Below are 14939 nucleotides of genomic sequence, written 5' to 3'. Positions count from 1 at the left end.
TCCCGAATAGGCTTCACTCAAACGCGATCTGTACGTGTGGTGAGGGATGCCTGTGTTTACGTTCTTCAGCTGCGTGGCTGAAGCAGTCGTTGAGAACGGGGTGAAAGGGCTGGCCACGATGGTCCCTGGCGGCTCGTTCGCCTTAGCCGTCGCGGGCGGCGCACTCGCCAAGTATCGAGAGCGGATTCGTGACGCCGCACTCCGCGATGAGATCGCGCGGATGGCGGCTGTTACCGCTACGGAGGCCCGGAAGGCAGCTGCCGAAGCCGTCCAAGCAGCCGCTGGCGGGGCGAGTGTCGAAGAAAGGCTGGTGCTTGAATCGTACCTCGCGCAAATCCCCGCGGCTGTGACCCAGTCCCTCAAGCGGCCCAGCGATCCCACCGGCAAGACGGTCCCGGCCGCGTTTACTCTGACCACACCGGACGACGTGTTGCGGTTACTCCCTCCCCGCCCGCCGCGGTTTCATCCGGGAGACGCCCTGGTTGGACGCCCGGAGTGGCACCTCGACCGCGTCCTCGGGGTCGGGGGGTTCGGTGAGGTGTGGCTGGCCCGGCACACCGACATGGGCGTGGAGGCGGCGGTCAAGTTCTGCCACGGCCCCCAGGCGGCGGATCTGCGGCACGAGAGCCGGGTCATCGCGCAGGTGATGCGGGCGGGCGACCACCCGTCGGTCGTCCCCCTCCGCGACGCGGTGCTGACCGGCGACACCCCCTGGCTGCGGTTCGACTACGTGGACGGCGGCGACGTGGGCGACTGGATTCGCCACCTGCACCGGCGGCCCGCGGGGGAGCGGCTGAAGTACGTCGTTCAAGCTCTGCGGCAGATCGCCACGGCGGTCGGGGCGTTTCACCGCCTCACCCCGGCCGTCGTCCACAGGGACTTGAAGCCGAGCAACATCCTCTACGACCGGGCCGGGAAGCGGCTGCGAGTGACGGACTTCGGCATCGGGGCGGTGACGGCGAAAGCGACTCTTGCAGAGGACGGAAGCGGAGGGGCAACTCAGGGCGGGCGGATGCTCTCGTCGCACCGCGGGTCACACACCCCGCTATACGCCAGCCCCCAGCAACGCGCCGGGGCCGACCCCGACCCGCGCGACGACGTTCACGCCCTGGGGGTGATCGCATACCAGATGCTGACCGGCCACCTCTCCCAGGGGCCGGGGCCGGACTACGCGCACGACCTCGCCGATGTCGGGACGCCGCCCCCGCTGGTCGACCTCATCGGCCGGTGCGTCGCGCAGAACCCCGCCCGCCGCCCCGCGACCGCGGCGGACCTGGCTGCCGAATTGGCGCCTCTCGCGTCCGGCGCTGTGACGGTTCCGCCAACGGCCCCGCCTGTTGCCACACCTGTCGCTCCCTTCCCACTGCCACCGATCTCGGCGATTGACGCGAAGCCCACTCCGAAAGTGGAACCCACCGTCAATCGCGAGAACGAGAGCGAGCCCGTCTCAACAGATACCCCAGCCGTAGCACATCAATCTTCAATGCTCCCGGTGGACGACGAGGAGTTCGGAACCACCGACGACTACCTGCGGGCGTTTGAAGCAGTACTTGCCGAGGGCATCCCCGATATACATCTCGACCTGCTTCGGAAGCACTACGCGGCCCCGGACCACACGGCGACGTGGGCGCGACTCGCGGCGGAAGTCGGGTACGCTAACGGTAGCGCTGTCAACCTCCAGTACGGCAAACTGGCAGCACGGATTGCGGCACGACTTGGGGTCAAGCAGCCTCCGCGCGGTTTTTGGTTGTATGTCCTCGCCGGGTGGGCAGCCGAGCGCGATCCAGATAGCGGCCACACTGCGTTCACCCTGCGGCGTCCGGTAAATGAGGCACTCCGACGGCTCGGACTTCTCACAGGGACGGCGGTCAAGCTTCTCCCAGACGAACTCTCTGCGGTCGTCGAGCGGGAGTTGCACGTAGCCGTTTCAGGGAACTGGCGGATGAACCGGGAGGTAAAGCCATTCGCCCGATGGAAGCTCGTCACCAAATTGCCTGCAAAGGTCAAGGTGCGAGCCGGCGAGGTGTACAAACTCGACATCATGCGAAGTGCGAAAGACGCAAACGTTCAGGGCCTGGCAACCTTGGTTGATGTCGAAGCACTGAACGAACTCGACCTGACCGGATGCAAGCGGCTAACAAACGATGGGTTCGCGCTCGCGGCAAAGTTAACGCAGGTACGGACGCTGCTGCTCCCGCAATCTTCCGCGACGGACGCCACCCTGAAGCTGTTCACCATGCTGCCGCAGCTCGAAACACTAGACATCGAAGAGACCACGGTTACCGATGCCGGCCTCGCGCATGTGCGGGCAATGCGAACTCTGGTTGACCTCCGGCTGGGAGGCAGTGACATCGGCGATGCCGGACTCGTTTGGCTCTCACCGTTGCCTCACTTGCAAACGCTCGGACTCGACCAACTGCCGATCACCGATGCCGGCCTGTCTACCCTCACCGGGCTGTCACGACTGGAGGCGCTCGGGCTCCCCGGCACGAACATCAGCGACGACGGGATGATTCACCTCCTGAAGTTATCCGAGCTCTGGTTTCTCGACCTCGGGGGCACACAGATCACGGAGACTGGCCTGGCGCAGTTGGCCAAGATGCAGAAGTTACGGGATCTCCGGCTAACGGGCTGTAAGCATGTCTCGGACAGTGGGTTATCCTGGATGGCAAGGATGACGAGTTTGGAATTGCTGGACCTGTCGGACACGATGGTGACGGACCTCGGAATAGTTGCACTTAAATCCGCGCCAGTGTTGGAATCTCTCAATTTGGAGAACTGCCTCGGAGTGACCGACGCGAGCGTCGATCACTTGATAGCGATGAAGCCCCTGGAACTCCTGAATTTGACTGGAACCAGCGTTACTCCAGCCGGTGCTTCCCGCCTCAGCGACGCACGGCCGGACTGTACTATCTATCACCCATCGTTCGGTGAACAATCGGCGCCAGTTGCCGATGCGACATCCTCCTCGGAAGTACAGCGCATATCGAAATCCAGCTCGCGTGTTGCTGCTCAAGGCACGGGGACACCTAACCCCAACCCGACAAGGACGGTTTACTTCTTCCTCTGGAATCCCAAGCTCGACCCAAATTCATTCGCGGACTACGATGAAGTGCAGCGAAATGCTCTATTGGGACAGCCATATTCCAGTCAGTGGATTTGCCCATCGACAAGGCCGCGGCCCGGCGACGTCGCCATTATGCAGCGCACCGGTAACGCGCATAATGGCGTCTTTGCTAAAGGCATCGTGACGAGTGAGCCCTTCGACGACGACGGCACCCGTGTTGTCGAGCTGAGTCTGGACTCTTTCCTACCAATCGGGAAGGAGATCCCGCGGGAAGAAATCGTAAGAGAGGCGAAGTTCACCAAGAACTGGGCACCGATGTCATCAGGGAACGTAGTCCCCGAACCTATCACACAAGCGATCCTATCTCTCTGGGGTAACCGCGTCCAGGAAGAGGCAACGCCTCCGTAGACACCCCTCTCCACCAACCGGCGGTCTTGTTGATTTCTGATGGTAGTCGCGTTGTAGAGTCCGACAGGCGGCCGCGACTTCCCGACTGAATGGGCGACAGTCGCACAACCCGCGGAACCGGGTGCCGACGGCGTGAGCTCACCACCGCGAGCGGTGTCTGGGTGTGGACCGCCGGCGATCGGGCGGCGAACATCGAACCAGCCCTCGGAGCCGCCGCCGTGACCGCCGACCCGGTTGTCATCTTCTGCTACGTCCCCGACGAACACGAGCCGCTGGACTGCTCGCCGGACGAGTGGGTGAGAGACGACGAGCGGCTCCCGGCCCTCAGCGGGATGGTGCAGGCGTTACTGGTCAAGGCGGTGGTGCCGCACGCCGACGCGGAGGTGATCGCCTGGTGCAGGCACTGCCCGCCGACCACACCGGAATTCCGGGCGTGGCTCGCGGGCCGGCTCGTCGCATTCCTGGGCTGACGCCACCATCTCACGTTGAGGACCGAAGTGCGTGCAGGGGGAAGAAGCCCAGAGCTCGATTCCCCGCCGCGGTGACTGACCAACCGGATCTGCTGCTGCCGCGGAGCCGTGCCAAGATCAAGCAGCCTTCTGGTCGACGCGGGTGAGCCACCGCCGCACCCTCTCCAGCTCTCCCGCCCAGTCGGCCGACAACCGGACGGCCAGGAACCGGCCGTATAGCAGGTCGAGCGTCTCCACCAGTTCCCGCAGCTGACTCGCCCGCTCGTCCAGCTTCCCACGGGCGTCGGTCACGTCTTCGGGGAGGTCCGGCATCTTGCAGGAGCCCACGCCCAGCGTCTCGGCGTGGAGGGTCAGCTCGTACTGCTGGTCGTGCCGCACCAGGGTCAGCCCCATCTTCCGCGGCAGCTTCCCGGCCTGGGCCGCCCGCCGGGCTTCCGGCAGTCGCGTCGGGCCGTCGCTCGCCAGCGTCCCCGTCCCCGTCACCCCCCGCGGGCACTGGAGGGTGAGCGTCCGGGCGGGCATCAGCGTCACTTCACTGCCGTCGGCCAGCTGGACCGAGTCGGCGTCGCGGTCGGTGAGGAACCACAGCCACAGCAGGAACTCGTTGCCGAGGAAGTCGGGCGGCCCGCCCCCGGGCACCCAGGCGACCTCGTCCCCGGCCCCGGCCACGAACCCGGACGGCGCGTCGGCCGCCCCCGTGAGTCCGAGCTGGGCGGCGAGCAGCTCGGCCCGGCGGCCGGCGGTGACGAGTTCCAGCCCAGCCCCGAACGTCGCACCAAATAAGTGGCCCAGGCGGTCCGCCAGGGACGAGGAGGTCGCGCCGAACAGCACTTCGTTCGAGTGCCGGTCCCACAGGACCGGGGTGCACTTCCGACGCTTGAACCGGCCGTCCTTCGCCTCGTGCTCCAGCCGCTCGCGGGCGCTCTCCTTCGCCTCCTTCTTCTGCTTGGCCGACGCGAACCCGCTCGGGATCTCGCGGGCGAGGGCGGCGAGGTCGGCCTCGTAGTACGCCTTGAGCAGGTCGCCCGGGAGCTTCTCCGTGTCGACCCGCAGGTCGAACGTCAGGCAGTCGTTGACGACGTTCTTGGTGAGGTCGAAGGCGACGTCGAGGACCGACTTGCCGGCCGCCCACCCGGCCTCCACCCCGTCGGCCGCGGCCACCGCCTGCTTGCCGGCGGCGTGCTCGCGGAGCTTCTCCACGTGCTCGTCGTCGAACAGCCGGGGAGCGTCCCCCTGGACGGCGAACCGGAGGAAGGAGACCCGGCCGGTGAAGAACCCCATGCCCTCTGCCCTCGTGGTGAAGCGGTGCCCGCGTGCGGCCGTCGTCCATCGGCCGCCGGTGGTGTACGACCGTACTCCGGGTGGCCCAAGCCGGCACGCCCGCCCGTCTGCGACGCCTTCCCGACCGGCACAACCCGCGGGGCCGGTGCGAACGTCCCGAATGACGCGCAACAGTCTGCCTCGATCAACGAGATGGAATGCCGGCTGACGTCACTGGTGTTTCCCCGAGCGGGCCGCGGGCCAAAAGCGAAATCCGTTGCGTCTGTCCGCGCCGGCTCACGGTCCGGCGTGTCCGCAAATGTGGAAATGTCGTCGCGGTCGTCCGCCAGGTCATCGTGTCCAGGGCTCGGCCGGCGGGCCACCCACACCCAACGCGAACACCCCGGGGTTTCGCCCGGGGCGTCGGTGTCAACAGGCGGGTCAGTTCCCACCCGTCCGGCGGAGTGCCGGGCGGGCGGCTCAGCGGAACAGGTTGAACCCGAACGACAGGCCGGGGCGGGCGACGCCGAGGGAGAACCCCGGCTGGTAGCCGTACCCGTATCCCCCGCCGTAGCGGTACGGGCTCCCGTAGCCGTACCCCGGGGAGCCGTATGCCCGGTACGGGGCGGCGTAGGGGTACGCGGCCCGGTAGCCGCCGCCGTACCCCTGGCCGTACCCGAACCCGCCGCGGTTGTACCCGCCGTGGTTGTGCCCGCCGCGGTAGCTGCGGCCGGGGTCGGCCGAGGCGGTGGCCGAGGTGGCGAACAGGGCGGCGGCGACGCCGAGGGCCAGTATGGTGCGCTTCATGGTGGTGCTCGCTGGTGGTGCGGGCGACTGCTCGGGCGACGCGGGACGGGCCATCCCCCTCGGTGTTTGGACGCCCGTACCCGTCCGAGTTGCGCGGCCCGCGCTCGCTCTCATCCGCCGCTCACGGGGCGGGATCGCGGCGACCGGCTTCGGGCGGGCCGGGGACGGGGTTTGTCTAAACGAGCACGGCCGGATGCGAGCCGGCCGACGGCGGACGTCCACGGGGGGAAGCGGGCACCGGCAGCCGGTGGGTCACCAACGCCGTCGAACCGATCCCGAACGCCGACGCGATCGGGCGGGTCCGCATCCCCGGCTGGTGGGTGGTCGCCGAGAGGGGCGGGCACACGCCGGGCGACGAGGCCGCGGACCGCGAGACCGATGCCCTCCTATCCTGACTCCGGCGTTCCTCCCGCGCCACGATCGCCCACTCCCGTGAGCCGCCCCCCAGGAGCCCACCCGATGGCCGATCACGCCGCCGCCCGCCCGCCCACGGCTGTCCGTCCGGGTCCGACCACGACCGGGAGGTGCCCGAGGTCGATCTGCTCAGCCCGCTCACGATCCGCGGCGTCCGGTTCCGCAACCGCATCGTGATGTCCCCGATGTGCCAGTACGTCGCCAAAGAGGGCCTGGCCGACGACTGGCACCTGGTCCACCTCGGGAGTCGCGCCGCCGGCGGGGTGGCGCTCGTGGTCGTCGAGGCCACCGCCGTCACACGGGACGGCCGGATCACGAACAGCGACCTGGGCATCTGGACCGACGACCACGTCGGGCCGCTGGCTCGGATCGCCCGGTTCGTCGAGTCGCAGGGCGCGGTCGCCGGGATTCAACTCGCCCACGCCGGCCGGAAGGCGAGCTGCGACCTGCCGTGGAAGGGCGGGGCCGGGCTGACGACCCCCGCGGCCGGCGGGTGGCCGGTGGTCGGCCCCAGCGCGATCGCCTTCGACGACGGCCACCCGGTCCCCGCCGCCCTGGACGCGGCCGGGATCGACGGGGTCGTGGCCGCGTTCGAGGTCGCCACGCGGCGGGCGTTGGCGGCCGGGTTCCGGGTGATCGAGGTCCACGCCGCGCACGGCTACCTGCTCCACGAGTTCCTCTCCCCGCTCAGCAACACGCGGACGGACGACTACGGCGGCAGCCTGGAGAACCGGATGCGGCTCCTCCTCCGCGTGGCGGGGTCGGTGCGCGGGCTGGTTCCGGCCAAACTCCCCGTCTTCGTCCGCATCTCCGCGACCGACTGGGCGGACGGCGGGTGGGACGCGGACCAGTCGGTGGTGCTGGCGCGCCGCCTGAAGGAGGTGGGGATCGACCTGGTCGACGTGTCGTCCGGCGGGCTGGTGCCGAAGGCCCGCATCCCGGTCGGCAGGGGGTATCAGGTGCCGTTCGCCCGCAGGCTCCGGGACGAGGCCGGGGTGATGACCGGGGCGGTCGGCCTGATCACCGACGCCCGGCAGGCCGACGGGATCGTGACTGGGGGCGACGCCGACCTGGTGTTCGTCGCCCGGGAGTTGCTCCGGGAGCCGTACTGGGCACTGAAGGCCCAGCAGGAACTCGGGGAGGAGCCGACGTGGCCGATCTCCTACGGGTACGCGGTCAAGCGGCGGGCGAAGTAGCAGGGGCTCAGGACGGCAGGGCGGCGAGGGCGTCCATCAGGTCGTCCAGCCCGACGGCCGCGTCGATCCCGCCGATGGTCAGCCAGACCTCGTTCCGGCGGACCTCGATCGCCAACACGCGAACGGCACCGGCGGTATCGCCCGTGATAGCCGTCGGTCCCTCCGGCTGATCGGAGAGGACGGTAATCAAGTCGTCCGCAGGGGCGGTAACATACGTCAGGACGGTCCCCTTCCGGCCGTCCCGGATCGTGACCCGCACGCCTTCCGGGGCGGCCGTCACCTCGACCTTCCGCTCGACCCCGGTGGACTGCGACACCGCCTCGATCATCGTCATGGCCGCTCCTGGCTGGAAGGCCGGTGACGATAGCCGTCGCAGCCCGCCCGGTACATCCCGGATTTACGCGGGTCACTCCGCCTCTTCCTCTTCCTCCTCATCGTCGAGGTCGTCGTCGTCGTCGTCGTCGAGGTCGTCGAGGTCGTCGTCGAGGTCGTCGTCGTCGTCGTCGTCGAGGTCGTCATCCTCGTCCTCGGCCTCCTCGTCTTCTGCCTCCTCATCGGCCGCGGCGACCACGGCCGGCGGCTCTTCCTCGTACAGCTTGAGCAGCGGGTTCTCGGGCATCTCGGCCTCCAGGAAGGGAACGGGGGGCAGCCCGGGAGCAATTCGGGGGCCGGGTTACCAGGCGGCGGTCAGGGGTTGCGGCTCGTCGGCTGTCGGTGCCTCCGGCGGAGTTGCCGCGCCACCGGCCGTCGCCTGCTCGAACCGCGCCCGGTAGTCCGGGTGGTTGGTCCCCATGAGCCGGTCCCAGACGTTGAAGTACAGCCCGTAGTTGGCCCGGAACGCCTCGTGGTGCTGGGCGTGGTGGGTCACCGAGTTGAGCACCCACCCGAGCGGGGTCCGCAGGAACCACCGGGGGAAGATCTCGTACCCGCAGTGGCCGAGCACGTTGAACCCGATCTGCCAGGCCATGAACGCGGCGAACGCGGCTCCGTGCGTCGGGATGGTGAACACGACGAGCGGGCCGATCCCGGCCTGGACGACCGCCTCGACCGGGCCGAACGCGTAGGCGGCCCACGGGGTCGGGCTGGTCGACCGGTGGTGGGCGCGGTGGACGAGGCGGAACACCCGGGGGTGGTGCATCAACCGGTGGGTCCAGTAGAAGTATGCGTCGTGGACGACGACCATCACCGCGATGCTGGCGAAGAACCACGGCCACCCGTACTGCTCGACCCGGCCGTAGAGGCGGGTCCACCCGGCCCGGGCGGCGAGCAGCACGAAGAGGGTGACGACCCCGAAGACGAGGATGCTGCGGAGGGAGTGGGCGACCTCCCGGCGGATCTGGCCCGCGTGCGGGTCGCGGGGCGACGCCCGGCGGTGGCGGAGGCGGGTGCGGAAGGCGACGTAGAAGAACAGGTAGGCGGCGGACGCCGCGAGCGTGTACCAGACCAACTCGGAGAGCGTGGACCCGACGGCCCCCTGAGCGGCACGGGTCAGGCTGTCGATCCCCACGCGCGTCTCTCCTGGTCGGGCGACGGTGCGACCCGCCCGGAGTCGGTGGGTTCGTCTTACCGGCGGGGCGGCGGCCCGTCCGCAGGGGGGGCGGCGGGGAACGAGAAGAGCCCGGCAACCGGGGGAGGTTGCCGGGCTTCTGGATCTGGGAACCCGTCGGGGAAGACGGGACAGGGGGGAGCAGGCCCGGGGGAAGGCCCTGTCGATTCCAGGGGGATGGCTCGACGGGAGGGTGTAAAGCAGCGGCCGTGCCGTTCGCGGGATTTGCCCGGCCGGTCGGCGCAACCACTTACCGGATAAAGCCCCGGCCGTCGGGGTGAAAAGGAGGCCACCCGCAGCACGTGTAAGACTTACCGGTCGACGCTGCCAGACGGTAAAAGGGCCAGCCGAATCAGCCGGTCGGCGTCGAGGGTGGCGGCAGGAGCCGGGGGCCGCCGGGCCGCCGGCGAGTACGGTCACGATGGACGCGGACACGGCCTGGCGGCTGGTGACGAAACGCCGCACGCCCGACGAGGCCCGGCGGCTGTTCCCCGACATCCGGGTCGAGGGGGACGAGCGGCTCGGGACGCCCGTCCTCGGCACGGTGTCGGTGATGGCCTGACACCTCGACCGCGGGAAGGGCGGGAACCGTCCGCGATCACCCCCGGTACGCGCGGATCACCGGATTTCAGTTCACCCGCTCAACCACCTTGTGCGCGGTGTCCTGTAAGAAGCGGGCGAACTCCTCGCCCACGCCCGACGGGCGGAACGTGTTGCCGACCGCACTCCGGCCGTACAGGAACTCGTAGAAGACCAACCCCCCGAGGTACTCGCCGGCGGGGCTGGCGTGGTGGCCGTCCATCTTCAGGGCCGACTTGTCGTTCTCCCACCGCCAGCCGATGTGGAGCGAGTGCTTTTGCTCGGGCAAGGTCGGGTGCGTCGCCGTCTTCACGTCGAACATCGCGTCCGGCTTGTACCCCCAGTTCGGGTCGGTGTCCGCGGCGTAGAACGCATCCCCGACCGGGATGTAGTGGACGCCGAGTTCCTTGGCGATCGTGCGGTAGGCGTCCGACAGCCCGTCGTACATCGCCTTCTGGGTCTTCGGCTCGGCCCTCCCGCTGAACCGCGGGTCGTCCACGCGGTACGCCCACGTCTGGTGGATCACCACCTCGCTGGCCGGGGCGTGCTTCTTGATAAAGGCGTACAGCTCCCGCATGCCCGGCCGGTACGTCGAGGCGTCGTGGCTGCGGATGCTCGCCTGCTGGACGGTGATCACGTCCCACTTCTCGGCGGCGAGTTCCTGCTTGAGGCTCTTCCCGGTGCCGTACAGCCCGGCCTTGTCCGTCGGGTTCTTCTCGTGCGCGGCGACCTTCGCCAGGTGCTGGTCCGGCCCGCTGCCGCCGATCACGCAGCGGTGGTGAATCAGCTTGTTCCCGTCGGCCCCGACGATCTTGTCGAGGTACTTGGTCGCGTTCTCGGAGAAGCTGTTGCCGACGGTAAGGAGCCGGACGGTCTTCGGCTGCCCCTGCGCGGTCACGACCGGCGGCAGCAGCGCGAGTCCGAGCAGCAGCAGCGCGGCGAAGCGGCGGGTGAGCATCGGTGGAACTCCGGCGGCGTGGAGATGTCGAGGATTACCCTATCGCGGACGGGCGGGTCGTACCAACCGTCCGCCGTTGCTCCCGGTTCCCGCGGTCGCTACAAAGCGCGCGGCTCCGGCCGGGGCGGCACACCACGGGGACGAGACTGATGCGCCGACTTGCCCTACTCGTGGTGGTCCTCGCGCCGTCGACGGCTCCCGCGGCGACTCACTCGCCCGCCCAGCCGAAGCCCGGCGAGCCCGTCCTGGTCACCGCGCGCCTGGCGCCGGGCACGGCCAAGGCGGTCCTGCGGCTCCAGGCCGTCGCCCCCGGGAAGTACGTCCGCAAGACGGACCCCGCGTACGAGAAGGACTGGGTCGATCTGCCGATGCGCGACGACGGCACGGACGGGGACGCCAAGGCCGGCGACGGCGAGTTCAGCGTCCGCGTCCCGGCGTCGTTCCAGCAGCACCGCTGGCTCGTCCGCTACCGCGTCGTGGCGACCGACCGGGCCGGCGCGAAGACGCAGCTGCCCGCGACCGACGACGCCTGCCCGAACTTCGCCTGGTGGTGCGACGCCGGCCCGGCCGCGTGGACCGGCACCCGCGACCCGGGCAAGACCCCGCCGCTGACGTTCCCCGCCGACTTCCTCGGCACCCTGCAACCCCTCCACCTGCTGGCCCGCGCCGAGGACGTGGCCCGGAGCCAGTGGGACGGCAGCGCCCACCAACAACCGCAGCTGGGCACGATCGTCTACCGCGGCGTCGTCTACGACCACGTCCAGTACCGCAGCCGCGGGCAGGGGAGTGCCCACATCGCCGGCAAGAACAAGTGGGGGCTGAAGTTCAACCCGGGCCGCCTCCTGCCGTTCGCCGACCACGCCGGGGTGCCGTTCCCGGCCCCGGTGGGGAGCCTGGACCTCAATCCCGGCGGGTCGACGCCGTACCTGCCGGTCCTCCGCGGCATCGCCGGGCTGGACGAGGTGCTGTCGATGCGGGCGTACCGCCTCGCGGGGGTGCCCAGCCCCCCGGCGACGTGGGTCCAGTGGCGCGTGGTCGATCGGGCCGAAGAAGTGAAAGCCGGGGACCAGTACACCGGCGACCTGTGGGGCGTGTACGTGGCCCTCGGCAACATGAACCCGGCCCTGCTCGCCGACCGCCGGCTCCCGGACGGGCTGACCGTCAGCACCCAGAGCGGGATCAAGCACACGCCGAAGGGGATGGCCGACGCCGACAAGACGTGGGAGGCGTTCCGGGCCGGGATGCGGGCGAACCCGGCGGAAGCCTGGTGGCGGGCGAACCTCGACCTGCCGGCGTACTACAGCTTCCACGCGCTGAACCGGCTGCTCGGGAACGTGGACCTGCGGCCGGACGGCAACCACGGGTACTACCGCCGCCCCGACGGCCGGTGGGCACCGATCCCGTGGGACAACGACATGATGTTCGTCCCGCGGCACCACCAGCCCGGGCACGTCGACGCGGTCGGCTGCCTCCGCCACCCGCGGATCGCCGTCGAGTACCGCAACCGGGGCCGCGAAATCCTCGACCTGTTTGCGGCGGACGCCGGCGACCGGGGTGGGCAGGTCGGGCAACTCGCGGCCGACCTCGCGGCAGCGTTGACGCCCGCCGGGCACGCGGTCGACTGGCCCCGGCTCGACGAGGCGGTGTGGAACCGGCACCCGCGGATGAACCAGAAGGGGTCGTACTACGTCAACCCGGCGGCGGCCGAGCACTTCGGCGGGCGGTGGACGCGGACCCTGGCGACGAACGACTTCGCGGGGTTCCGGCGGTACGTGGTCGAGTTCTGCACGGACAGCCGGCCGGCGAAGACCTACGCCCCGAACGACGGCGACCAGCGGGGGTACGGGTGGGGGTATCTGGCCCACGAGGCGAAGGACGACCGCATCCCCGGGACGCCGGCGGTGGCCCGGGTGGAGGGCGGGCCGCAGCGGTTCCGGGCGTCGGCCTTCGCGTCGCCCGCCGGGGCCGGGGCGGCGGCCCTGGAGTGGCGGGTCGGCCGAGTCGGGAAGCGGGGCTGGTACGAACTCGCCGAGCACTGGCGGGCGGACGCCGCGACGGGGGCGGACATCGACATCCCCGCCGACGTGTTCAAGGAACCGGGCGAGTACCGCGTCCGCGCCCGTTGGCGGGACCAGACGGGCCGCTGCGGGCACTGGAGCCCGCCGGCCGCCGTGGTCGTCCGGTGACGGCGGCTCCGTCATCCCGTCCGAGTGCCGGATCGGGCGAACAGGTTGTGCAGACGCAGTCGCGGCGTGAACCTGTGCGGGGGCGACTTCGAGGTGAACGCCGAGGGCCTGCCGGGGTGCCGGCTACCAAGGCCTTTCTGGACCTGTGGGTTTCGGCAAGATCATTGGCCGAACTGAGAAGGACAAGGAGCCAAGTTAGTCGTCGCAGTTCGGGAACTGCCTCACGAGGTACTTCAGCGTTTTCGGCCAGAGGACCTTGTCCGGGTGGGTGACGATGTTCCGGTTAGAGTACAGACCCTTCCTCCGGTACGCCGTCGAGATCGGCCGCGTGTCGAGCCACCGCACCGCAACGAAGTGTTCTGCCTCATTCGGGTCATCATTCTTGTCGTTCGCGTAGGGGCCGAGCACGTTGTCGAGCGATTCGGTCTTTCCTCCCGGCAGACTGACTTGAAAGTCCTTCGCCAGTTTCGGACTGCCCGCAACCCGCCCCACGCCGACGTACCCGTACCTCGGGGCGTACACCCAAATCCGGTCTCCGAGGTTCAACCCGAAGAGCGGGGCCGAGAACACGTTGCCCCCGCCGGCGCAGACGAAGCCGTACTGCCGCGCGTCCTCCCACTCCCGCCAGCCGGGTTCGTGGCCGAAGTTGACGTAGAGGTCGCCGCCCGAAGGCGGGATGGACTTCGCGCGCCTCGTCAGCGGGGCAGGAGGGTTGTGGAGGGGTGGCGAAATCGCGGGCGGTGGCGTTTCCACGACTACGGGTTGGGTCGGAAGCGAGTTGGCGAAACGGACGATCCGGCGCATCTGCTCCTTGTCGAGGGGAGGAGCCTGCTTCCAGGTGGCGTCGAACCATTCGATCAGTTCCTCCACTTCGGGTTCGCTGGTGAACAGGATGGACACCTCGACCCGCTGCCTGATCCCGGCGTCGGTCAGGTTCGCCGAACCGAGCATGGCTGAGGACGAGCCGATCACGACCTTCGCGTGCAACCGGGGGTAGTGCCGGACGCGGGGGCGATTCGCCCGCAAGAAGGCGACGATGCGTTCCCGCTGCAAACTGCTTTGGGTCCGTAGCCACTCCTCGACATCGGTAAGCAACTGCCAGTCCGGCGTCCGCAGCATCCCCTGCAAGTATCCGAGAGAAAGGTACGGGCAGGTGATCCGCAGCGGCGTCTGCGCAGAGATCGACTCGACGGCCTTGTCGAAGGGGGAGACCGCCCCGTCTAGTTTGTGGTACAGCAGCTTGACGGGCATGGTTGCGCCGCCGGTGGGGTTGCAAGAGATTATCCGCTGATCGCGCGGTCGGACGAACTGACTTAGCGTGGCTTCGAGGTAAGGGTGTCGCCCGGGTCTCGCTTGATGTCGAACGCCTTGACCACGACGGAGCCTCCGCCGGACAGAGCGATGACAACCGGATCGGTCAGAGCGAGCCGGTTCCAGATGGCACATCCCGCCAGGCCGTCGGCCCACTCGGTCGGCACGTCGCTCCGGCTCGCTCCACCACGACCAGCAGGGCCGCGGACCGCTTCCACCCCAGCCGCTTCAGCTTGTCCGCGTTCGCCTCGATCTTCCACAGCCGCTTCCCGCCGGCGCGGTTGCCGTCGTGCAGCAGCGCGAACTCGGCGAACACCCAGCAGTGATCGGCCCCATCCTCGGGGCCGCCGACCCGCAGGTCGCCGAAGATCTGGTCGGCGTCGCCGCCGTCGTCCGCCACGTTCTCGCTGGCGTACGTAGGCTTGGCCGCGACCTCGCAGAACGGGTAGTCCGCCTGCCGGAGCTTGCAGGCCAGGAACGCCTCCCAGGTGAGCCACTCCTCGAACGACGAGCCGGTCTCGACCATCAACCGCAGGTCGGCAGCCTTCGCCGAGAGCCGGTCACAAACGGTTCGGAACACGTCGACCGCGAAGGTGTACGAGTCGACCACTGCCGTGTTCCCTTGTCTGTGTGCCGGGGCCGTCATTCTAGTCCTTAAACAAGCGAGACCTGGGCCGTCTGTTGCGGAGTCGATCGCGCTTCGATGAAGCGACACCCTCACCGTGCGGAGCCCTCTT

General features: G+C 69.1%; 12 protein-coding genes and 1 pseudogene. 5 read left to right on the top strand and 8 right to left on the bottom strand.

The genetic code is table 11. The features are described 5' to 3' along the window. Window positions 1–46 precede the first annotated feature (46 nt). Together ETAA1_RS33855 and ETAA1_RS18020 are read left to right on the top strand one after the other, a co-directional pair. Window positions 47–1138 (top strand): annotated as a pseudogene (locus ETAA1_RS33855) (serine/threonine-protein kinase); the annotation flags it as partial. A gap of 2555 nt (window positions 1139–3693) precedes the next feature. Then, the gene (locus tag ETAA1_RS18020; RefSeq protein WP_145240850.1) at window positions 3694–3945 is read left to right on the top strand and encodes a hypothetical protein; all 252 of its coding nucleotides are present in this window, start codon (window positions 3694–3696) and stop codon (window positions 3943–3945) included. 117 nt (window positions 3946–4062) lie between these two features. Here ETAA1_RS18020 and ETAA1_RS18015 read toward each other — a convergent pair whose 3' ends face one another. Together ETAA1_RS18015 and ETAA1_RS18010 are read right to left on the bottom strand one after the other, a co-directional pair. Beyond that, on the bottom strand, window positions 4063–5226 hold the full coding sequence (locus ETAA1_RS18015) for a hypothetical protein (RefSeq protein WP_145240848.1): 1164 nt from the start codon (window positions 5224–5226) through the stop codon (window positions 4063–4065). Between the two features lie 459 nt (window positions 5227–5685). Beyond that, window positions 5686–6012, bottom strand: a complete 327-nt coding sequence (locus ETAA1_RS18010) for a hypothetical protein (protein ID WP_202920209.1) — start codon at window positions 6010–6012, stop codon at window positions 5686–5688. A 524-nt stretch (window positions 6013–6536) separates the two neighbouring features. Here ETAA1_RS18010 and ETAA1_RS18005 point away from each other — a divergent pair. Then, a complete protein-coding gene (locus ETAA1_RS18005; RefSeq protein ID WP_145240846.1) occupies window positions 6537–7622 on the top strand; it encodes an NADH:flavin oxidoreductase/NADH oxidase in 1086 nt (361 codons plus the stop codon). A gap of 7 nt (window positions 7623–7629) precedes the next feature. Here the strand turns inward: ETAA1_RS18005 and ETAA1_RS18000 are convergent, their stop codons facing one another. The 3 genes from ETAA1_RS18000 to ETAA1_RS32940 form a co-directional block, all read right to left on the bottom strand. Next, window positions 7630–7956, bottom strand: a complete 327-nt coding sequence (locus tag ETAA1_RS18000) for a hypothetical protein (protein WP_145240844.1) — start codon at window positions 7954–7956, stop codon at window positions 7630–7632. A 72-nt stretch (window positions 7957–8028) separates the two neighbouring features. Beyond that, the gene (locus tag ETAA1_RS32085; protein WP_202920208.1) at window positions 8029–8241 is read right to left on the bottom strand and encodes a hypothetical protein; all 213 of its coding nucleotides are present in this window, start codon (window positions 8239–8241) and stop codon (window positions 8029–8031) included. 54 nt (window positions 8242–8295) lie between these two features. Next, on the bottom strand, window positions 8296–9129 hold the full coding sequence (locus ETAA1_RS32940) for a sterol desaturase family protein (protein ID WP_238389247.1): 834 nt from the start codon (window positions 9127–9129) through the stop codon (window positions 8296–8298). 460 nt (window positions 9130–9589) lie between these two features. On the opposite strand from ETAA1_RS32940, the gene ETAA1_RS32935 reads away from it, so the two are divergent. Then, the gene (locus ETAA1_RS32935; RefSeq protein ID WP_238389246.1) at window positions 9590–9730 is read left to right on the top strand and encodes a hypothetical protein; all 141 of its coding nucleotides are present in this window, start codon (window positions 9590–9592) and stop codon (window positions 9728–9730) included. 66 nt (window positions 9731–9796) lie between these two features. On the opposite strand, the gene ETAA1_RS17985 is transcribed toward ETAA1_RS32935, so the two are convergent. After that, entirely contained in the window at window positions 9797–10705 is a 909-nt protein-coding gene (locus tag ETAA1_RS17985; protein WP_145240840.1) for a DUF4886 domain-containing protein, read from the bottom strand. A 149-nt stretch (window positions 10706–10854) separates the two neighbouring features. On the opposite strand from ETAA1_RS17985, the gene ETAA1_RS17980 reads away from it, so the two are divergent. After that, window positions 10855–12891, top strand: a complete 2037-nt coding sequence (locus tag ETAA1_RS17980) for a choice-of-anchor X domain-containing protein (protein ID WP_202920207.1) — start codon at window positions 10855–10857, stop codon at window positions 12889–12891. Between the two features lie 195 nt (window positions 12892–13086). Here ETAA1_RS17980 and ETAA1_RS17975 read toward each other — a convergent pair whose 3' ends face one another. Both ETAA1_RS17975 and ETAA1_RS17970 read right to left on the bottom strand, forming a co-directional pair. Continuing rightward, window positions 13087–14142, bottom strand: a complete 1056-nt coding sequence (locus tag ETAA1_RS17975) for a phospholipase D-like domain-containing protein (protein ID WP_202920206.1) — start codon at window positions 14140–14142, stop codon at window positions 13087–13089. A 166-nt stretch (window positions 14143–14308) separates the two neighbouring features. Beyond that, a complete protein-coding gene (locus ETAA1_RS17970) occupies window positions 14309–14812 on the bottom strand; it encodes a hypothetical protein (RefSeq protein WP_145240837.1) in 504 nt (167 codons plus the stop codon). Between the last annotated feature and the right edge of the window lie 127 nt (window positions 14813–14939).

This window comes from Urbifossiella limnaea (genome assembly GCF_007747215.1).
In the GTDB taxonomy this organism is placed as follows: Bacteria; Planctomycetota; Planctomycetia; order Gemmatales; family Gemmataceae; genus Urbifossiella; species Urbifossiella limnaea.
The sequence above is the reverse complement of the archived record's forward strand: the minus strand, read 5'-3'. Positions and strand labels throughout refer to the sequence as shown.

Coding starts and splice junctions, on each gene's coding strand:
- ETAA1_RS18000 (WP_145240844.1), bottom strand. CDS start 7,956: ATGACGATGATCGAGGCGGTGTCGCAGTCCACCGGGGTCGAGCGGAAG.
- ETAA1_RS32935 (WP_238389246.1), top strand. CDS start 9,590: ATGGACGCGGACACGGCCTGGCGGCTGGTGACGAAACGCCGCACGCCC.
- ETAA1_RS17980 (WP_202920207.1), top strand. CDS start 10,855: ATGCGCCGACTTGCCCTACTCGTGGTGGTCCTCGCGCCGTCGACGGCT.
- ETAA1_RS18015 (WP_145240848.1), bottom strand. CDS start 5,226: ATGGGGTTCTTCACCGGCCGGGTCTCCTTCCTCCGGTTCGCCGTCCAG.
- ETAA1_RS32085 (WP_202920208.1), bottom strand. CDS start 8,241: ATGCCCGAGAACCCGCTGCTCAAGCTGTACGAGGAAGAGCCGCCGGCC.
- ETAA1_RS17975 (WP_202920206.1), bottom strand. CDS start 14,142: ATGCCCGTCAAGCTGCTGTACCACAAACTAGACGGGGCGGTCTCCCCC.
- ETAA1_RS18010 (WP_202920209.1), bottom strand. CDS start 6,012: ATGAAGCGCACCATACTGGCCCTCGGCGTCGCCGCCGCCCTGTTCGCC.
- ETAA1_RS17985 (WP_145240840.1), bottom strand. CDS start 10,705: ATGCTCACCCGCCGCTTCGCCGCGCTGCTGCTGCTCGGACTCGCGCTG.